Raw genomic sequence first — 20,838 nt, 5'->3', positions numbered from 1 at the left:
TAAACGATATTCTTCCTGTACTTCTTAATTCCTTTCATTCATCAATAGTACAAATGTTTCTCAACAAAAAACTCACTGATTTTATATTAGTTGGAGATGATTTAGAAATTGGTGTATGTATTGAAAGAACAGAGTATCATTACGAATTCAGTATGTGGGGTGTAGCAGAAATTACAGCAGTGAGGGTATTTTTAAAAGAATAAAAAAGAGGCCTTCAAAACCTCAATACTACAAGGCTTTCTGAAGGCTTCCTCTATTCTGAAGTAAATACATATTGTAATACAACCCTTGCTTACTCAGTAACTCTTGATGTGTTCCTCTTTCTACAATTTCCCCATCATGCATAACAAAGATTTGGTCAGAGTCTTGAATAGTAGATAAGCGGTGTGCGATTGCAATTGTTGTTCTACCTTTTCGCATGCGCTGCAATGCTGTTTGAATTGCTTCTTCCGTTTCTGTATCAATATTTGCCGTCGCTTCGTCTAATACTAACACTTTCGGATTTGTCGCAATTGTTCTTGCAAAAGCAATGAGTTGCCTTTGTCCACTTGAGAACGCAGCCCCTCTTTCTACTACTTCTGTATCATACCGCTCTGGTAACTTTTCAATAAACGTATTTGCTTGCACAAATCTAGCAGCTTCTTCTACTTCTTCATCAGTAATGCTTTCATTATACATACGAATGTTTTGTTTTACATTTCCAGCAAACAAGAATGCATCTTGAAGTACAAGTCCAATTCTCTTTCGAATTTCCTGCTCTTCAAATTTTTCTAAGTTTACACCGTCTATTAAAACACTACCTGACTTAATATCATAAAAACGCATCAATAAGTTCATAATTGTACTTTTCCCGCTTCCAGTGTGCCCAACAAAAGCTACTGTTTGCCCAGGTTTTACATGGAAAGATACATTTTTTAAAACATCACGTTTTTCATCGTATGAAAATGTAACATCTTTAAATTCAATTTCTCCTTCGTGCACTTTCGGCTCTTCATTCCCTTGTTGAACAGGTGCTAAATCTTTTTCATCCATCAAATGAAAGACACGTGATGAAGAAACAAGTGCTTGCTGGAAGAAAGAGAGTTTCATCATCATTTCATTTACAGGTTGGAAGAAACGATGAATATAGTTAACAAAAGCGTATAATACACCAACTTCAACCGGACTATTCAATGCATCTATTCCAAATAATGCGAGCACTAATGCAATCGCCACAATATGAACAAGATCTGTTGCCGGGCGTAAAAACAATGCATCTAGTTTTAACGTACGGCGCCCGGCACCGTAATGCTTATCATTCACTTCTTCAAATTCTTTTCGCATCCGTTTTTCTTGGCGAAATACTTGCACAATATTCATCCCTTGAATCGATTCATTAAGCTTTGCATTTAAAATACTTAATTGATTGCGGAGTTCTAAATAAAAAACAGAGCTTTTCCTGCGATACATCGCCATAATCGTCAACATAATTGGAATTAATAAAAGAGAGAACAATGCAAGTTTTACATCTAATAAAAACATCGCCACTAAAATCCCGATTAAAAACACGACATTTTTTACAAATGTTGATAACACACTGACATAGAAATCTTTAATTGCTTCGGTATCATTGGTAATACGGGATACGAGAGTACCAATTGGCGTACGATCAAAAAAGCTTAGTGACAACCTTTGTACATGTTCATACACTTCAACCCGCATGTCTTGCACAATTTTGAATGCAATATTTTGGAAATATAATAAATTTAAATACGTAAATAAAACCTTTAGTAAATGAGCAATCATATATACAACAAATAGAGTCACAAGTGCTGACTGTTCAAAGTTACGAGGAACTAAATGTTCATCGAGAAACTGCTTAATTAAAAACGGGCCCATCATTTCTGTAACAGTTGCCCCAACTAGAAGTAGAAATGCCAGCGACAATAAGCCTTTATATGGTTTCATATAAGAAAGTAATCGCCATAAATCGCTTCTTTTTTTCTCAGCCATTATATGCCTCCCTTCTCAACTAATGCTTCTAACTGCTGGCTTTCATACATCTCTTTATACCAACCTTCTTGCCCCATTAGTTGCTCATGTGTACCACGCTCTACAATTTTCCCTTCATCAATAACAAGGATAAGATTTGCATGTTGAATGGCACTTAACCGATGCGCTGTAATAATCGTTGTTTTTCGCTCTCTTTCTCGTTTCAGCGCTGTTAAAATTGTTTCCTCTGTCTTTGCATCAACTGCGGATAGACAATCGTCTAAAATTAAAATTTCAGCATTTGTTAGTAAGGCCCGGGCGATAGAAATCCGTTGCTTTTGTCCACCTGATAACGATACCCCTCGTTCGCCTACTACCGTATCATACCCTTCTGAAAATTGAACAATATCATCATGAATACAAGCTATATCAGCAGCACGTGCAATTTCTTTATATGTAGCATCAGCCTTTCCAAATGCAATATTTTCACCTATACTTGCTGAAAATAGGAAATGGTCTTGAGGAACATACGAAATAGCAGATCGAATTCCATGAAGCGTCATATCACGAATATCTTTCCCTCCAACTTGCAGCGATCCATTAAAATGATCATATTCCCTAATTAAACATTTTAACAATGTAGTTTTCCCTGCACCAGTGCGGCCAACAATACCCAATGTTTCGCCCTTTTTTAATGTGAAATGAATATCTTCTAAATTAAGAGTTTCATTTTTCTTATAGGAAAATGTATCAATTGCAAACGTTATATCACCACTTGCATCTTTATTTATTGCTCCTTCTCTACTTACAACATCTGAAGTTTGAGATAATATTTTTTCCACACGGTCATATGAAGCACGGCCACGTTCCATAATATTAAACAGCCAACCAAATGCGAGCATCGGCCAAACAAGCGTCCCTAAATATGTTGTAAATGTAATTAACTCACCAACTGTCAGTTCTCCGCGAACAACCAATAATGAGCCATAACACACAGCGATTAAGAATGAAAAACCAACAATAAGAGAAATTGTTGGATCAAACAATGAATCGATACGCGCAACTAACATATTTTTCTGCACAACATCTTCTGACTTTGTTCGAAATGCTTGTAAATCTTCCTTTTCTTGACCAAGTGAGCGTATCACCTTCATCCCGCTCATACTTTCTTGTACTTTGTCATTGATTTCAGAAAACGCTTGCTGTGCTTTATGAAAACGTCTGTGTAATAAAGTACCATAATAATTAGTCGAAATCGCTACAATTGGCATCGGAATTAAGCTTAACAATGTTAACTTCCAACTAATTGTAAAACCCATAGCCACTAGCACACATCCACCTACGGCTAACGAATCAACAAGCGTCAAAACGCCCGCTCCAGCTGTCTGTTGGATTGCTTGAATATCATTCGTTGCATGTGCCATTAAGTCCCCAGTACGATGTGATTGATAAAAAGACGGACTCATGTTTGTAAAATGTTCATATAAATTTTTCCGTAATTGGCGCGCAAGCTTTAAAGAAGACCCAAAAATCATAATACGCCATATGTAACGTAATATATACATTGTAATCCCGACAGCCACTAAAAGAACAACCCACTGTAACAACTTTTCAGAGGTTAGCGTTTGGTTGTTAATTTCGTCTACGACAATTCCAATTACTTTTGGTGCAACAAGCTCAAGAAGCGCTACACCAAATAACAAAATAATTCCCGTTATGTACGCCCGTTTTTCTTGTTTAAAAAACCACGCTAAATTAAAAAATACCTTCATTATATCCCCCTCCCCTTGAAATGAGCGATGTTTTCAGTTTATCAAAAATACAGAATTTTTAAAAGTTTTAAGCGCCAAAGTTTTCCAAAAGGAAAGGACACTCTTGTCGAGTGTCCCTTTAGCGCTTATTTCATTTGTTGTTTGTTCATTGCGCTCATCATTTGATTGATTTTCTTTTGGGATGGTTTTTGTCCCATTTGCATCATCATCATTTTTAACATTTGTTCATTGATTGGTGGATTTTTTTGCAAGTAATTCATCATATATTTGCGGGCGATGAAAAATCCTAACGCCACGCCTGCTACTAGTGCTAATACGCCCACTAGAACAACTACCCAAATTGACATATATTTTCCTCCTTCATGTTGTCTACCTTACAGTGTACTAAAACCTTTTCAATAAGACAAGATTGTATTCGACATTTTTTACACATATGTTCGTGCTTGTTTCAGAGGATTTAGCCAACCATACTTTTTATTGTCATAATCCATTGCTAAAAATGTCAATTCACATTTCCTGAGCACTTCAAAGAAAGTTGTTTCCATCGATACATTTCCAGATGTACTCATTTGAATATATTGTGATTTCACCGTTATTTCGCCGTATTCTGCCCCAGTATAAAGCTTGTGTGTATGATGTGTTCTATCATACTTTCCAAAGCAACGTAAAACCTGTTCTAATTTATGGTGAATTTTCATTACTTGTAATGGCATCGTAATATACATCATCTGTTTATATAACACTTTCTTTTCCGAAAGGGAACCAGATTCTGAAAATCGAGCAAATAAATCAAAAAATAAATACTCCCGACCAAAGTATGCCTTCGCAATATCTTCTTGAATTAAATACAATTCATACGTTTTCATACTTTCCCTCCCGCTCTGGACAACCTTTTTCTCTACATTATATAAAAGAAAATATGCAATGATTGTCTGACTACGGAGAAAGAAAAAACTTTTTCTGTCGAATAAGCTCATTTACATAGAAAAATCTCTCCATGCCGGAGAGATTTTTCACAAATCATTAAAGCATTTCTTTTACTTTACGAACAACATTTTCCACAGTGAATCCATACTCTTCCATAATCTTTTCACCAGGAGCAGAAGCACCGAATGTATCGATACCTAGTACATCTCCTTCAAGACCAACATAACGATGCCATCCGAAAGTAGCACCCATTTCGATTGCGAAACGTTTCGTTACTGCTTTTGGTAATACAGATTCTTTGTATTCAGCAGATTGTGCTTCAAAGCGATCCATAGATGGCATGCTAACAACAGCTGCATCAATGCCATCTGCTGCTAATGCTTTTTGTGCTTCAATCGCTAAACTTACTTCAGAACCAGTCGCAAGTAAGATTGCATCTGCAGTTTCTTTCTTGCTTGCAGAAATTACATATGCACCTTTTGCTACTTTTTCATACGTATCGTCTTTTGCACCTTCTAATGTTGGAAGATCTTGACGAGTTAAGATTAATGCAGTTGGTTTATTTGTAGATTCTAAAGCTAATTTCCAAGCTGCAACAGACTCGTTACCATCAGCAGGACGGATAACAGATACGTTTGGCATTGCACGAAGCGCTGCTAATTGCTCGATTGGTTCATGTGTTGGACCATCTTCACCAACAGCGATACTGTCATGTGTAAACACATATGTTACAGGCAATTGCATTAATGCTGCAAGACGGATTGCTGGGCGTAAGTAATCGGAGAATACGAAGAACGTACCACCGTAAGTTTTTAAACCGCCATGAAGTGCGATACCGTTCATTGCTGCACCCATTGCAAATTCACGTACACCGTACCAAATATTTTTACCGCTGTAGTCAGCTCTTGTGAAGTCTTTTTCGTTATTCATGTATGTTTTGTTAGAACCAGCAAGGTCTGCAGATCCACCAAAGAATGATGGTACAGCTTCAGCAATCGCGTTAATTACAGCACCTGAAGAAGAACGAGTTGCTGTTTTTGATCCTAATTCATAAGTTGGTAAGTTTTTATCCCAACCTTCTGGAAGAAGACCTTTCATTGCTGCTTGTAATTCATTTGCTAATTCTGGATATGCTTGTGCATATTCACCAAGCATTGTGTTCCATTCAGCTTGTGCTGTCTCACCAGCATCTTGTACTGTTTTACGGAAGTTATCATATACTTCTTCTGATACATGGAAGTCTTGCTCAGCTGTCCAAGCATATGCTTCTTTTGTTAATTTTGTTTCGTCTACTCCAAGTGGAGAACCGTGTGAAGCAGATTTCCCTGATTTGTTTGGAGAACCAAAACCAATTGTTGTTCTTACTTCGATTAGCGTTGGGCGTTTTTCGTCAGCTTTTGCTTCCTCAATTGCTTTCGCAATTGCTTCTACATCGTTTCCATCCTCAACACGGATTACTTGCCAACCGTATGCTTTATAACGATCTTCTACACTTTCAGAGAATGAACGATTTAAATCGCCGTCTAATGAAATATCGTTAGAATCGTATAACACAACAAGTCGACCTAATCCTAAATGTGCAGCTAATGAAGATGCTTCAGCAGAAACGCCTTCCATTAAATCGCCATCACCGCAAATTGCGTATGTATAATGGTCAACTACATTGTACGCATCACGGTTATACTTCGCCGCTAAATGTCTTTCAGCCATTGCCATACCAACAGCTGTTGAAATACCTTGTCCAAGTGGACCAGTAGTTGCATCTACGCCTGCTGTATGACCATACTCAGGATGTCCTGGAGTTTTACTTCCCCATTGACGGAAGTTCTTTAAATCATCCATTGTTACGTCGTAACCAGATAGATGAAGTAGGCTGTATAATAACATTGAACCATGACCTGCAGATAATACGAAACGATCGCGGTTAAACCACGTTGGGTTATTTGGATTATGTTTCATAAATTGCGTCCATAATGTATAAGCCATTGGTGCTGCACCCATTGGCATTCCTGGGTGACCAGAGTTTGCTTTTTCAATCGCATCGATGGATAATGTGCGAATCGTGTTGATAGAAAGTTGTTCGATTGAATGTGACATGCTATTCTTCCCTTCGCTTATATTAGTAAACGTTTTACACATTTATATGATAGCTTCCCACGCAAGATTATACAACATGTATCGACAAATATGTTGATGTTTTTTCGATTTTTTATAAAAAAAACTGTGATTTCTCGAATGTATGGGTATTCAATCTGTCATACTTTTTTATTGTTTATTTATTAATAATAAAAGGAATTATCTGTGTTTTCACGCATAACCACTAAAAATTTTTAGCAAATATTCTTTTTAATCATCTACCATATCCTCCTCCATTTACCATTAATTCACAATGCATATAATAGAAATAAATATATATTGATTTTCATCGTATATATCAAATAAAAAAGCTGAGAGTGGAGGAATAATGAGTGAACAAGTAGCTTCATACAACTTTATAGTTGTTTTCCCCTTACTACAATTATTTCTATTTATCTTTCAGTAAAATCAAAATCGCCTTATAAATACATCCCAGGTGTGGTCATGTTTATTCTCTCCATTGGTACGTTTAGCATACTGTACTTTGTTTGATCAAGGTGTAATTATAACGCTACATAAGAACAAATTCTTATAAAAATGAAACATCCCATCACCTCATAGAATATTAACATTCCCTCAAACTTTCCTCATATAAATATCAACAAAAATAAACCTAGATTATCTGTTATGATTTATCATAAAATAACAAAAAAAGAAGGTTGATAAGCTTGAATAAGAAGAACATTGTTCATATAAAAATTCTACTAACGAGCGATATACACGGTACGGTTTATCCAATTCATTATCGAAATAACGAAACAGCAGAATTAGGATTAGCCAAACTTGCAACACGTATCACACAAGAGCGTAATCAGCATGAACATGTAATTGTGATCGATAACGGTGATTTTATACAAGGAACCCCATTCACCTATTACTACACTAAATATATGCAGCATGAAAAAAATCCAATGTCCATTATCGCCAATTATATTGATTATGATGCAGCAATTATTGGAAATCATGAATTTAACTATGGGATGGACGTATTAAACCAAGCTGTTACAAATGCAAATACACCCTATCTAGCCGCTAATATTTTAGATAAACATACAAAGAATCCATATTTTGGGACACCATATATAATCAAACATATATATCCCGATATAAAAGTTGCCATTTTAGGAGTAACAACACATTACATTCCGAATTGGGAACAATCACAGCATATTGAAGATTTAACATTTGAAAATGCACTAGAGGCAACAAAAAAATGGATTTCCTACATTCGTGAACAGGAGCAACCACATTTACTAATCGTAGCATATCATGGCGGCTTTGAACGTGATCTACAAACCGGAGAACCAACTGAAATTTTAACAGGAGAAAATCAAGGATATGCAATGTGTCAAGAAATAGAAGGAATCGATATATTATTAACTGGACACCAACACCGCTATATTTCTAATACAGAAGTAAATGGTGTGACAGTTTTGCAAACCGGATGTAATGGTCATTCATTAGGGAAAGTTCATGTGGAACTACAGCAAAATAAAAGTCGCTGGATTATTAAGGAATGCCATTCGGAACTTTTATCTGTCCAAGGCATTCCAGCAGATGAAACGGTCCTTGCACTCGTGTCGACTTATGAAAAACAAACACAAGAATGGTTAGACCAGCCTATCGGTATCATTGTAGGAGATATGTTGATTTATGATGCAATGCAAACACGTTTACAAGACCATCCCTTTATCGAATTTATAAATAAAGTACAGATGGAGGTAGCTGGAGTCCATATTTCTTGTACAAGCCTGTTTCATAATGAGTCTTCTGGCTTTCCAAAACATATTACAATGAGAGATATTGTTTCAAATTATATTTATCCAAATACATTAAAGGTCATACGAATTACAGGAAAAGATATAAAAGAAGCACTTGAGCTATCTGCTGAATATTTCACGTTACATACAGATGGGAATATTATTGTAAACCCTGCTTATATCGAGCCAAAACCACAGCATTATAATTACGATATGTGGGAAGGAATTTCATACATATTAAATATTTCAAAACCCGTTGGTGAAAGAGTAGTTTCCCTACAATATGACGGATCTCCCATTCACCTTGAGCAAGAATATGACGTAGTTATGAATAATTATCGCGCAAGTGGTGGAGGAAATTACTTTATGTATCAAAATAAGCCTATCATAAAAGATATACCAATCGATATGTCTGAGCTTATTGCAAATTATATTTTAGAGCGTGGGACAATTGAAGCGACAACCAATCGTAATTGGAAAGTTATCAAATAATAAATCTTTCTATTAAAATCAAAAAAGATGGGCTTCGCCCATCTTTTAATTTAACTTTGCATTATCTTGTTTTTTTAATGCTTTTAATTTCGCCGGTGTGATATCTTTACCTTCTTCGTTAACGACTTTAATGCCCTTTAATTCGTTTAACATATTTTGACGAAATCCTTTTAAATATTGTTCACGGAGCGATTGGCGCTCACGTTGTTCTTCTTCAGTTAATCCTTCAGCTTTTGCTTTTTTCGCTAAGAAATTAATGCGTTCAATGAGTTCGTGACTTAGCATCTCGAATCCCCTTTCTACTTAAAACTGATTATTATCATACAATAGTTAGTCTTGTTTTTCAAGCAATTGCTTCGTATATTCAACATACCTGCGATGTACAGTTGCTTTGGATACATCATGTCCAAAACCACGAAGCGTTGCAGCAATTTCTTCAAATGTTAATTCATTACGACGAAGACGTACAATTTCTTCAATCGGTACTTCTTTCTTCTCACGTCCTGTACTTAAATGACGATTTTTTAAATTTTTTTCTGGACGAAATCCCCTTTCTACCGCTCGCTGCATTCCACGTTTAATCTTCAAATTATGAATCTTTCTCTGATACTCTTCAACAATACCGATGATATCTAGTACCATAGAATCTGAATCAGAAAGCTGTAATTCACCATTATGTGTATGTGTATATACTTTTATCCCTTCTTTATGTAAACAATGCATTAAGGCAATCTTTGCATTTCCTCTTCCAAGCCGTGTTTCATCTTGAATGAGTAGCACATCAATCTCTTCATCTCGAATCATGTCTAGTACTTCTAATATACCGTCCCGTTCAATCGTATAGCCGCTTGCCTTCTCCTCAATTACCTTTACAACATTCATTTGATACCGCTTAGCTAAATGCAATAATTCATCTTTTTGGCGTGATAATGAAGTTTCTTGCGCTTCTTTCGTTGTGCTTACGCGGGCATAAATGATTGCATTCATTTTAAAACCTTCTTCCCCATTTCGATTTTTCCTTTAGTGTATCACAAATCGTCCTTTTGTTCGAACTTATGTTTGTAGAATGTTTTTTCGCATGTTATACTTATAAGTAAGAAAATTGAAAGAAAACGAGGTGTTAAAAAACATGGAAAAGTTAACAAAACGCCAGCAAGACATTCTCGACTTCATTAAGCTAAAAGTACAGGAAAAAGGTTATCCACCTTCCGTACGTGAAATCGGTCAAGCGGTTGGCCTTGCTTCTAGTTCTACTGTGCACGGACATTTATCACGTCTAGAAGAAAAAGGTTATATTCGACGTGATCCAACAAAACCAAGAGCCATTGAAATTTTAGGAGAAGTGAGAATTGAAACAGAAACACAATCAGTTGTTCAAGTCCCAATTGTAGGAAAAGTTACAGCTGGTTTACCAATTACAGCAGTTGAAAGTGTAGAGGAACACTTCCCACTTCCTGCAAGCATTGTTGCTGGAGCAGATCAGGTATTTATGTTACGAATCTCGGGAGACAGTATGATTGAAGCTGGTATCTTCGATGGAGACTTAGTTGTTGTTCGTCAGCAACATTCCGCATACAATGGCGAGATTGTCGTTGCTTTAACAGAAGATAATGAAGCAACTGTGAAACGTTTTTACAAAGAAAAAGATCATTTCCGCCTGCAACCCGAAAACTCTTCTTTAGATCCAATCATTTTAGATAAAGTTTCTGTTATCGGAAAAGTAATCGGTGTATATCGTGACTTACATTAAAAAATAGACCAGCAAGACTGGTCTATTTTTTAATTCGCTTCAATTGTCACGTCTCCTGCGGAGGTTTGTCCGCTAATTTTCACACTACCATTTCCTAGTGTTACATCCCTCTCTTCTTCCTTAAAAATTCTCACTTCACCTGCAAATGTTTTCCCACTTACAGTCGCATCTTGAGGCTTTTCGAGCAAGCGAATGTCAACGTCTCCTGCAGTGGAACTTGCTTCCAAATCATATTTGGAGTCGTGATCAATAACATCTACATCTCCACTTTTTGTTTTTGCTACGACTTTACCACTTACTTTTTTCATTTTAATTTCGCCCGCTTTTGAAGATCCTTCTACCTTCTTCGCTGTCACTCGCTCTATTTCTACATCCCCACCAAGCGTCGATGCATCTACACGTTCACCTTTCACATCACTTACTGTTATCTCACCCGCAGAAGAACTCACTTTTATTTCTTGATAGGAACGTTCTGGAACAACAATTGTTACTCCTGGTGTTTTAAACCCGAAAGATAAAAATGAAAAATCGAATGAAAGTCCCTTTTTTATCCTCCCTTGAATCTTTAATGTATCTCCTTGTTCATCAATACTCACTTTTTGTTTTGCAATATTCCCTGATTGTTTTATATAAAAAGAAGAATCATTTCCTCTTTGAACCGTAACATCCCCAGCATCCAAATCAATTTCTAAATTTTTAATTGCTTCATTTTTAATAACCTTTTCTTTATCTCCACTTTCCGCCGCATCTACTGCTTTTGTATATGTTTGTGATATACCAATAACGCCAATAATGATAAAAGCGACAGCTACTAACAATATTTTTTTCATCTCAGTTACTCCCCTTTAATCATTTTGAGATTCCAATTTATATAGCTTACACAAAAGTTTTTAAACCATTTTGTACAGTAGTAAGCAACTATACATAACAATAAACCTACTCCAACGAACGTAATAGAAACAAATATATCAAGCCATAAAAAAGTACCAGTTAGTATTTTAATTACTACAAATAACGGAGCCACAACTGAAGTAACCCCTCCAACCCAAAGCGCAAATATAAAACTTACAATTGCAATTAAAGGGCCTAATACAATAATAAAGTTTAATAAACTAAGGCCAATTGCTGCCATCACCGCTCTTGTTATATTCGAAGCAGACGGATCTTTTTTCATTTCATCAAAACGATATAAAGCCAACATCTCTTTCGCAATTGATTTCGGCGAGCCTAACCCTTTTATAATTTCTAATTCTGTTTTTCCTTCCTCTTGCCCAAACCGAAAATGCTCCTCATAATCGTATAAAATATCTCGCCTTTCTTCTTCTGGTAACTTTCTAAGATGTCCGGATAATTCTCTAAGAAACTGTTCTTTATTCATATCATTACACCTCTTCAATAATTTCTTGTACCCCTTTAGCAAAATCACGCCACTCCGTTACAAGTAAATGGAGTTGCTCTTCTCCTTGATTTGTTAATTGATAATATTTACGCGGTGGTCCTTCTGTTGATTCTTTTAAATACGTTTGAAAATACCCCTCTTTTGTTAAACGACGTAATAACGGGTATACTGACCCTTCCGATATTAAAAATTTATTGGAGATTTGCTGAACGAGTTCATAACCGTAGCAATCTTTTCGTTTGACAAGTGCCAGTACACACAGTTCTAGCACACCTTTTTTAAACTGGACGTTCAAAGACAATCCTCCTTTCCAATTAGTACTAATCAATGCAAGGTACTTACGTTACCCATAATATACCATTTACTATTGTTTATTGCAAGGTACTGTTGTCTATTTAATAAAGCACTTTACACTCAATTAATTAAAAAAATCATGATTTCTCCTTCCCTACATACAGGAAAAACGTGATAAACCATATCTTTTATAGATTGTTATACCATAATACAACTACAGCAGGGTATATTTCTAATTCTTCGTCTAAATATGCTGTTTCAGGAATATTAATTTTTAACGTTTCATTTGTAATATCATTTTAAAATTAACCTATTAGTATTTATAATACGTAAAAAAGATTGTCTCTTTGACAATCTCTTTAAGCTAAATTTCCCGTTACCATCAGCGAACGATTTTGCAGGCTTTTGGAACGCAAACTATATGCGACTACTTTCTTCTTGTACTGCTTGACTACATCAACGTGATCATCGTAACTGTACACAGAAAACCTAACATCGATTTTTCCCCTCTTAGTATCGATGACTAATGGAGTTCCACTGCCTTGTGGAGGAAAATAATATTTCTCTAAAAATATCGCTTCGTTAAAATAATCAACAATTTGAATTTTTTCTTCACCGTCTAAGCACTTTCCATCAATAGTTACGGTAACAGCCTCATTATTTAGTTGCGGATGCAGTTCAAATCTACTGATAAAAGACTCCACAACAGAGGTTGGAATACTTGCCACCACTATTTTAAAACCCCCGAAAAGAATTAACATAACTATAAACCAGGTCGTCATATTTTATCATCTCCGTTACGTGCTAAATTCATATTATTACATTACTAATATTATCACAGTGTAATTAGTTAATTTTTGTATATTGTGTGACACTTGATACGTGATAAAGATGGACCATCCACTTTCGTACAGTCTATATTTATGAAGAAAGGTAAGCATACAGAAAAGGCCGATAATTCCTTAGCATAGAAATTACCGACCTTTTCATGTTGAAAATGACATGAGTTGTTGCATAATAAAAAAGCACTCATTCCATCGATTGTTGCATTTGCTTTTGTTTCAACCTTTCTTCCAACACATGAATCATAAATAAGAAATGCTCGGCTTCCCTTACAACATGATCGGCTAGTAATGGATTAATTACACTTTTAATTTGACATGTTTGGATGAGCTCTAATCCAGCTTTTTTGAAATTCCTCAATTCAACTGTGGCATTTTCACTATCTTTATTCATTTTTCCGATAATTGGATATGTCGGTTGTTTTTGATATAGCATAGATTCAACATCCCTCGCTTGACCAAGAAGAACTTCAAAATCATCACCAAATTTTGAAGCAGTATGAACTAAATTTCGCTCTGATTGATCAAGCAAAGAAGCAATAAAACGAGAGTGTTCCATCATAATTCTTAGCCAAAACACATTTTCACTAATTATCGCATCTTGAATTGGATCCATTTTTCCTTCATTAAATTTCTGAAGCGTTCTTATAAAATATTCCGCTTCTCGCGCAATATGATCTACTAATAACGGAAAGTTGAAACCACTTACCTTACAATTAATAATTAAAATTAAAAGATTTCTTTTATAATTTCGAAATGCATAAACTAACTGAATACTTTCTTCATTTAATTGCCTGACTGCTTGAACAGTTTGAGGAATAGAGAATGCTTTTTGTAAATGCCGATCAAAAAGCTGAAAGAACTGATCTACTTGTTGAATTAGATTTTTATCTTTCCGATTAAATCCTTCACTAAGAAACAGCGCATGTTCCTTCATAATTCGTAACCAAAACCGATTTTCAGTTAAGGACCTTTCGATAAATAATTGTTCTGTTAACGATTCAGAAGGCGCGGCTTTCAATTCCGGCGGAAGTAACATAGCCCGCTGTGTATCCATGACAAAATGACCGGGAACAGATTGTTGTTTCCCATTACTCACTAAACTCCCCCCTAACGCCCTTAAAAGTATCAAGGCTACATTATGTATATGAATTGGTAACATTCACTATAACCAAAGATTCATCTATAGAATGAAAAAGTCCACACTTAACTAACATGTGAGCTTCCTTTACCTATTTATTACCTGGAGCAGGCTGGTCCACTCCCCTAATCCGATGTTTATGTCCATTATCTTCCGTTGTATAAAAATCATAATAATGAACATGCATCCCATTTCCAACTGGAATAGCTGGCCCCGAGTGCGCCTTATAGTAATGAGTATGTCCATCTTCAAATACTACATATCCTTCTGTATAGTGTATATGCCCTCCATCCTGCGTTTGAATTGGTGGAGAAGTTACATCTAAACATTGATGTACATGTCCCGCATCGACAGATGTATAATCAACAGACCCATGATTATGATTAGGTACAAATCCTGAAACAAAATCAGCTTTTCCTACCCTTTTCACTCTACTCCCTCCTTGTCCATCAAAATAAACTTTATAAATTTATATGTTTAAAATCAAAATTAATACCTATTAGCCCCCTATTTACTGACTATTCAGTAATAAGAATAATTAAGTAGTTTAAAGTAAATATTATGCCTTCCGTACCTTCCCTAAAGGAATCAACTTCTTATTGTTAACCCTTCATTTTATTTTTTTTATAAATACCCGTACATACGTGGATACAAGTTAATATGTGCGACATAGTTTAAATTAGTTATATAAACAGAAGGGTAGGAAAGATATTGTGAAAGTCATAATTTTGTGTGGTGGAAAAGGATTAAGGATGCAGGGGATTTTAGAAAATATTCCCAAACCATTAGTTCAAGTTCAAGGAAAACCTCTCATTTGGCATATAATGAATTGGTATAAAAGATTTGGACATTATGAATTCATCTTACCATTAGGATATAGAGGTGAAAAAATTAAAGAATATTTCATGGACTATACATGGAAGGAACATGATTTTAATTTAGATTTAAAAAATAATCAGTACCAGTTGCTCGAAGAACCAGAAAAGTGGAATATAAAATTTATAGATACAGGAATTGAAACAATGACCGGAACCAGATTAAAAAAGCTTGAAAAGCATATACAGGATGAGATATTTTTATTAACTTATGGTGACGGATTAGCAAATATAAATATTAATGAACTTATAAAATTTCATAAAGATAAAGGGAAAACTGCAACATTAACTGGCATTAAAAAAAGTAGTCAATATGGTCTATTACAGGTCGAAAATGGGATTGCTATAGACTTTAAGGAAAAGCCTCTACTTGATGCTGTAATAAATGGTGGTTTTTTTGTATTTAATAAAGAAATATTCAATTATTTAAATGATAATGATTGTATGCTTGAAGAGGAACCCCTACTTAATTTAATAAAAAACAATGAACTTTCAGTTTATGAGTACAATGATTTTTGGATTAGTGTTGATACACCTAAAGATCTTAAAGATGCAAATGAAAGCTGGAACCCTAACAAAATTAATTGAAAGGAATGAATAAACATTGAATTTTAGCGATAGAATGCAAAGTTTACCGCGCCCTTATACCCCCTCTACAGTAGAAAAAGATGTTCCGTTATCTCCAGATACTTCAGATGCTCCAGCTGTTAATTACTTTAAAAAATCTACAATTAAAAAAAGAAAACCTCTATTTTATAATAAACAGTCCCACTCTGGAAATCATTTTTGTGCCATAGTTGGAACAGAATACGTCTTAAAAATAATTGCCTTACGACAATCTTTATTACAAAATTCACAAAAATTCACATTATGGATTTGTTGTATAGATTCATTCGCGTATTCAATATTGAAAGAAATGAACTTGAATAATGTAAATCTCTTACAGGCACATGATATAGAGGACGCAAGTTTGAAAGCTATTAAAAGAAAAAGGGCAGTCAATGAATATTGTTGGACTTTAAAGTCCGTACTTATTGAGTATTTATTGGTAAATTATGATTTGCCATCTGTTCTTTATTGTGATGGTGATTTATATTTCTTCTCTGATCCTAATGCGATATTTGAAGAATGGGGCGACAATTCTATTTTTCTTTGTCCGCAAAGAGACCGCGACTGGGTGGAAGAAAAATATGGAAAATACCAAGCTGGATTAATTGGATTTAAAAACGATTTCTACGGACTAAAAAGCGTACGATGGTGGAAAGATAAATGCTTAGATTGGTGTAGCGCTACCCCTGATAATGAAAGATTTGGTGATCAAAAATATTTAGATTTTATCCCCATTTATTTTCCAAAAGTAAAAATCTCAAGAAATCTAGGTATAAATGCTGCACCTTGGAATTGTATTTATAATAACAATTATAAAATTGATAAAAAACAAGATGAGATATACATCGAAACAGATAGACTAATTGTATATCATTTTGCGTGTATTAGCATTTTCAACGAAAAGGATTTTGACCTTTGGTCTTTAGGTGAAATCTCAATACCAAATAATATATTACACCATATCTATACCCCCTATTTAGAACAAATTCAGTTTACCCTCAAAAAATTAACAGAAAAATTAGGTAAAAAAACAAAGCGACTACTAAGTGGTAAAGATATAAATGAGGCGCAAACTTTATATAAAGATTCACAATTAAGAAGAAAAATAAATCAATCAAATCATTTTATGAATTATTCAATGATTATAAGTCAAAAACGTTTAATTCAAGGTCTAACTTGTTATTATTCACTTGAAAATCATTGTCCAAATTTTACTGTATGGATCTGTTGTATGGATAATTTAACTTATCAAATTCTCACAAATCTAAAATTGAAGCATGCTATACTGGTTCATGTGAAAGACCTAGAAAATCATGAACTCTTAAGTATAAAGAATGAAAGAAGTTTACAGGAATACTGTTGGACATTAAAAGCTCCTCTGTGCCTCCATATTCTTAATAATTATTCTGAAGTTGATCACATTATATACTGTGATGCAGATATGTATTTCTTTGCAAAACCTAATATCATTCTAGATGAATGGTGGAAGTATTCTGTATTTCTTTGTCCACAGAGAGGCACTGCCGAACTGGAAAATGTACACGGTATGTATCAGGCGGGCCTAATAGGATTTAAAAATGATCAAAACAGTAAAGATATTTTAACATGGTGGAAAGATAAGTGCCTAGAATATTGCAATGCTGTATATGATATCGAGATGAATAGATGGGGAGATCAAAAATATTTAAATCACATCCCTGATATATTTTCTAATATCAAAATCCTGACTCACAAGGGTATTAACACTGCACCTTGGAATCTAATTTTAAATAATCATTCTCCTATAACAAAAGCCGAAAACAAGATTTTTATAGATCAAGATGAATTAATCACTTTCCATTTTGGGAGTATGCAAATTATTAATACAAACGAATTTGATTTATGGAAACAAGAAAATGTAGAAATTGATCAATCAATTTTAGAATATATATATATCCCTTATATCAAAAAAATAAGAAATACATGTCGCGTTCTTCATAATATTTTTTCTCTTACTCCTTTATTTGCTGGACAATTAGATAAGTCCTCAGTAAAAAACTATTTTCAATACTCTTCCCCGCATTTCAGATAAAACCCATTCTCTCTTTTTATATAAATAGTATTATTTCCTGATTTCTATAAAACTTCTAATTAGAATTCCTTATTCCCTTTACCTAAAAATTATTTTTTAAGGAGACGAATGAAATTATATGAATATGATTGATCATTTCGAAAATAAAACGTTTCTTGTCACTGGTGGATACGGATTTATTGGTTCTCATTTAGTACGAAGATTATTAAAATTACAAGCAAAGGTCGTTATTTTGGCAAGAAAATCATCGAATCCTTGGCGTCTTAAAGAAGTATTAAAAAGTATCAAACTGTATGAAGTAGATATACGCGATAAAATAAAAGTTCAAAATATTATAAAACAAATCCGTCCAGACTATATTTTTCACCTTGCTGCATATGGGGTAAATTCAACTAATACAGATTACATGAATGCCATTGAGACGAATGTTGTAGGTACAATTAATATTATTCAAGCAACAAAATCTATAGATTGCAAAAAGATTATTAATATTGGAAGCAGCTCTGAATATGGAAATAAATCAGAATCTATTCAGGAAGATATGGCACTAACACCAGTAGATATTTATGGAAGTAGCAAAGCAGCAGCCACTATACTCGCTCATCAAATTGCTGCTGACAATAATGCAAACCTTATAACCTTAAGACCCTTTGGAATATTTGGAGAAGGTGAAGAACCACATAAAATTTTTAGTTATATTATTTTACAGGTATTACAGAATAGAAATGTAGATTTAACCTTATGTAATCAATTAAGAGATTACTGCTATATAGATAACATTATAGATGCTTGTATGTTAACCATTGAAAATAATTCTATACAAAATGAGATTTTTAATATTGGAAGTGGTGAAATTCACCCTTTAAAACATTATGTGGAATTACTCTTTAAACACTTGCAGACAGATAAAAGACCCAATTATGGTGCATTATCCTATAGAACTAATGAAAGATGGATTTCTAAACCGAATATTAATAAAATCAAAAGTATGCTCTCCTGGGAGCCACGCATAAATATTGAAGAAGGTATTATTAAAACTGTTAATTGGTATAAACATAATGCACATTTATATCTGGATGCATGAAAATATATTTCTAAGGTGTGAATCAATTGTTAAATAATAACTTTAATAATGTGTTTCATGGAAAAAAGGTTTTAATTACAGGTCACACCGGCTTTAAAGGCTCTTGGCTATCCATATGGTTAAAAGAATTAGGTGCGACTGTACTTGGATATTCTTTAAATCCGAAAAATAAAAAAGATAATTTTATAATAACAAATCTCCAAAACGATATAATTGATATTCGTGGGGATATTAGAGACTTTAATAAATTAAATAAGATTTTCAAAGAATATAAGCCTGAGATTGTATTTCATTTAGCTGCACAACCACTTGTTAAATATTCCTATGATTATCCTAAAGATACGTATGATATAAATGTTATGGGAACAATGAATATATTGGAAGCAATTCGTTTACATGAATCAACTAAAGTAGGAATTATAGTTACAAGTGACAAATGTTACGAGAACAGTGAATGGGTTTGGGGATATCGCGAAAATGATCCAATGGGCGGATATGACCTCTATAGCTCTAGCAAAGGATGCTGTGAACTTTTAATTTCTTCCTATCGTAACTCTTACTTTCCAGAAAAAAAATATGAGCATCATAAAAAAATAATCGCAAGTGTCCGAGCTGGCAATGTAATTGGCGGCGGAGATTGGTCAATAGACAGGATTATTCCTGATTGTATACGAGCACTAGAATCAAATCGTGAAATTGTTATTAGAAACACTAATGCAATAAGACCTTGGCAACATGTACTCGAACCCTTAAGTGGATATTTGCTTCTAACAGAAAAAATTTTAACAGACGGTATTCTTTTTTCTGGTGCATGGAACTTTGGTCCAAAACTAAATAATATTGTCTCAGTAAAAGAACTTGTTACTGATATAATAAAGACTTGGGGATGTGGGAATTGGACATCATCAAATGTACATCAAGAAGAATTTCATGAGGCAACAACCCTAAACCTCGATATAAGTAAAGCAAATTTCAAGCTCAATTGGGAACCAAAATGGTCCCTTCAACAGACTATAGACCATACATTAGACTGGTATAAAAATTACAATACGTACTCCAGTGCACAGATGAGAAATTTATGTATTAGCCAAATTCAACAATATTTGCAGTCTTAAGAAAAGAAAATTGTTTTTATATTAACAGAAAACCCTCTCACTAAATCAACATTTAAAAATACACTAGATCGCATTCTAAAACAACAAAATTACATTCATTAAGTATTCATGGTCTTGGACGTTCCTATACCGTACCTTTATTAAAAGCTGGCGTTGAACGATTAGGTCATAACAGCATTGAAATCACAGCCGATATTTATTCTCATATTACTCCTAAAATCATTGAGAATGAAGAAACTAAATATAATGCTTATATGGGGCAAGAAGTTAATATGGAAAAAAGCGAGACAAAGATAGTTTCCTTGATGGGACATATGTAAAACGACCAAACAGAAAAAACCCTCAACACATTATGTGTCAAGGGTTTGAGACTCTTAGTAAAGAGTCATATATTGATCGCGTTTCCATTGGTGAACTTGTGTGCGGAACATGTATCCCCTTGTTCTGTCATTTCTAAAACCCTCATAAACCCAGTAAAATCAACGTTTTTTCATTTTTTCTTTTCAAATCATTTTCTATGTTTTTCTATAAAGCGGGGCAAAGGTGGGGCGATATTAAAATTTCTCCACATGCGCCGTATAAAGTATATCATATCAATTA

The 20,838-nt window shown here is 34.3% G+C and carries 19 protein-coding genes and 1 pseudogene; 7 read left to right on the top strand and 13 right to left on the bottom strand.

The genetic code is table 11. The features are described 5' to 3' along the window. Positions 1–77 precede the first annotated feature (77 nt). Positions 78–203: pseudogene (locus J4P91_RS29915) on the top strand (YxiF family protein); the annotation flags it as partial. Positions 204–228: 25 nt separating this feature from the next. On the opposite strand, the gene J4P91_RS15280 reads toward J4P91_RS29915, so the two are convergent. The 5 genes from J4P91_RS15280 to tkt all read right to left on the bottom strand — a co-directional run bounded on the left by J4P91_RS15280 (position 229) and on the right by tkt (position 6,767). After that, positions 229–1,992, bottom strand: coding sequence for an ABC transporter ATP-binding protein (locus J4P91_RS15280; protein WP_207994814.1), 1,764 nt, complete (start codon positions 1,990–1,992; stop codon positions 229–231). Further along, positions 1,992–3,743: an ABC transporter transmembrane domain-containing protein gene (locus J4P91_RS15275; RefSeq protein ID WP_017151392.1), complete on the bottom strand. Its 1,752-nt coding sequence runs from the start codon at positions 3,741–3,743 to the stop codon at positions 1,992–1,994. Before J4P91_RS15275 ends, J4P91_RS15280 begins: the two co-directional genes overlap by 1 nt. A gap of 125 nt (positions 3,744–3,868) precedes the next feature. Next, entirely contained in the window at positions 3,869–4,090 is a 222-nt protein-coding gene (locus J4P91_RS15270; protein ID WP_003199214.1) for a YneF family protein, read from the bottom strand. 78 nt (positions 4,091–4,168) lie between these two features. Continuing rightward, a complete protein-coding gene (sirA, locus tag J4P91_RS15265; RefSeq protein WP_207994813.1) occupies positions 4,169–4,609 on the bottom strand; it encodes a sporulation inhibitor of replication protein SirA in 441 nt (146 codons plus the stop codon). A 157-nt stretch (positions 4,610–4,766) separates the two neighbouring features. Beyond that, positions 4,767–6,767: a transketolase gene (gene tkt / locus J4P91_RS15260; protein ID WP_207994812.1), complete on the bottom strand. Its 2,001-nt coding sequence runs from the start codon at positions 6,765–6,767 to the stop codon at positions 4,767–4,769. 707 nt (positions 6,768–7,474) lie between these two features. On the opposite strand from tkt, the gene J4P91_RS15255 reads away from it, so the two are divergent. Continuing rightward, positions 7,475–9,058 carry a bifunctional metallophosphatase/5'-nucleotidase gene (locus J4P91_RS15255; RefSeq protein ID WP_207994811.1) on the top strand — a complete coding sequence of 528 codons (1,584 nt, stop codon included), beginning with the start codon at positions 7,475–7,477 and terminating at the stop codon, positions 9,056–9,058. Positions 9,059–9,103: 45 nt separating this feature from the next. Here J4P91_RS15255 and J4P91_RS15250 read toward each other — a convergent pair whose 3' ends face one another. Then, positions 9,104–9,343, bottom strand: coding sequence for a DUF896 domain-containing protein (locus J4P91_RS15250; RefSeq protein ID WP_017151388.1), 240 nt, complete (start codon positions 9,341–9,343; stop codon positions 9,104–9,106). 45 nt (positions 9,344–9,388) lie between these two features. Continuing rightward, the gene (locus J4P91_RS15245) at positions 9,389–10,045 is read right to left on the bottom strand and encodes a YneB family resolvase-like protein (RefSeq protein ID WP_207994810.1); all 657 of its coding nucleotides are present in this window, start codon (positions 10,043–10,045) and stop codon (positions 9,389–9,391) included. 142 nt (positions 10,046–10,187) lie between these two features. On the opposite strand from J4P91_RS15245, the gene lexA reads away from it, so the two are divergent. After that, positions 10,188–10,808, top strand: coding sequence for a transcriptional repressor LexA (lexA, locus tag J4P91_RS15240; protein ID WP_017151386.1), 621 nt, complete (start codon positions 10,188–10,190; stop codon positions 10,806–10,808). A gap of 29 nt (positions 10,809–10,837) precedes the next feature. On the opposite strand, the gene J4P91_RS15235 is transcribed toward lexA, so the two are convergent. The 6 genes from J4P91_RS15235 to J4P91_RS15210 form a co-directional block, all read right to left on the bottom strand. Then, positions 10,838–11,638, bottom strand: a complete 801-nt coding sequence (locus J4P91_RS15235; RefSeq protein ID WP_207994809.1) for a DUF4097 family beta strand repeat-containing protein — start codon at positions 11,636–11,638, stop codon at positions 10,838–10,840. A gap of 5 nt (positions 11,639–11,643) precedes the next feature. Next, positions 11,644–12,186, bottom strand: a complete 543-nt coding sequence (locus tag J4P91_RS15230; RefSeq protein WP_017151383.1) for a DUF1700 domain-containing protein — start codon at positions 12,184–12,186, stop codon at positions 11,644–11,646. 4 nt (positions 12,187–12,190) lie between these two features. Then, on the bottom strand, positions 12,191–12,502 hold the full coding sequence (locus tag J4P91_RS15225) for a PadR family transcriptional regulator (RefSeq protein ID WP_017151382.1): 312 nt from the start codon (positions 12,500–12,502) through the stop codon (positions 12,191–12,193). Between the two features lie 358 nt (positions 12,503–12,860). Further along, positions 12,861–13,283, bottom strand: a complete 423-nt coding sequence (locus tag J4P91_RS15220; RefSeq protein ID WP_207994808.1) for a YfmQ family protein — start codon at positions 13,281–13,283, stop codon at positions 12,861–12,863. A gap of 247 nt (positions 13,284–13,530) precedes the next feature. Next, entirely contained in the window at positions 13,531–14,400 is an 870-nt protein-coding gene (locus J4P91_RS15215) for a DUF2935 domain-containing protein (RefSeq protein WP_051128661.1), read from the bottom strand. Between the two features lie 175 nt (positions 14,401–14,575). Beyond that, positions 14,576–14,914 (bottom strand): YmaF family protein, encoded by a 339-nt coding sequence (locus J4P91_RS15210; protein WP_207994807.1) that lies wholly within the window; start codon positions 14,912–14,914, stop codon positions 14,576–14,578. A 283-nt stretch (positions 14,915–15,197) separates the two neighbouring features. Here J4P91_RS15210 and J4P91_RS15205 point away from each other — a divergent pair, with 283 nt between their 5' ends. The 4 genes from J4P91_RS15205 (at position 15,198) to rfbG (ending at position 20,238) form a co-directional block, all read left to right on the top strand. Next, a complete protein-coding gene (locus J4P91_RS15205; RefSeq protein ID WP_207994806.1) occupies positions 15,198–15,947 on the top strand; it encodes a sugar phosphate nucleotidyltransferase in 750 nt (249 codons plus the stop codon). Positions 15,948–15,981: 34 nt separating this feature from the next. Further along, positions 15,982–18,039, top strand: a complete 2,058-nt coding sequence (locus J4P91_RS15200; RefSeq protein ID WP_374192051.1) for a glycosyl transferase — start codon at positions 15,982–15,984, stop codon at positions 18,037–18,039. Between the two features lie 124 nt (positions 18,040–18,163). Next, positions 18,164–19,123: an NAD-dependent epimerase/dehydratase family protein gene (locus tag J4P91_RS15195; protein WP_207994905.1), complete on the top strand. Its 960-nt coding sequence runs from the start codon at positions 18,164–18,166 to the stop codon at positions 19,121–19,123. A 26-nt stretch (positions 19,124–19,149) separates the two neighbouring features. Further along, positions 19,150–20,238 carry a CDP-glucose 4,6-dehydratase gene (gene rfbG / locus J4P91_RS15190; RefSeq protein ID WP_207994804.1) on the top strand — a complete coding sequence of 363 codons (1,089 nt, stop codon included), beginning with the start codon at positions 19,150–19,152 and terminating at the stop codon, positions 20,236–20,238. The last annotated feature ends 600 nt before the right edge of the window (positions 20,239–20,838 follow it).

The sequence above is a fragment of the Bacillus sp. XF8 genome (assembly GCF_017498755.1).
Classification (GTDB): Bacteria; Bacillota; Bacilli; order Bacillales; family Bacillaceae_G; genus Bacillus_A; species Bacillus_A bingmayongensis.
The sequence above is the reverse complement of the archived record's forward strand: the minus strand, read 5'-3'. Positions and strand labels throughout refer to the sequence as shown.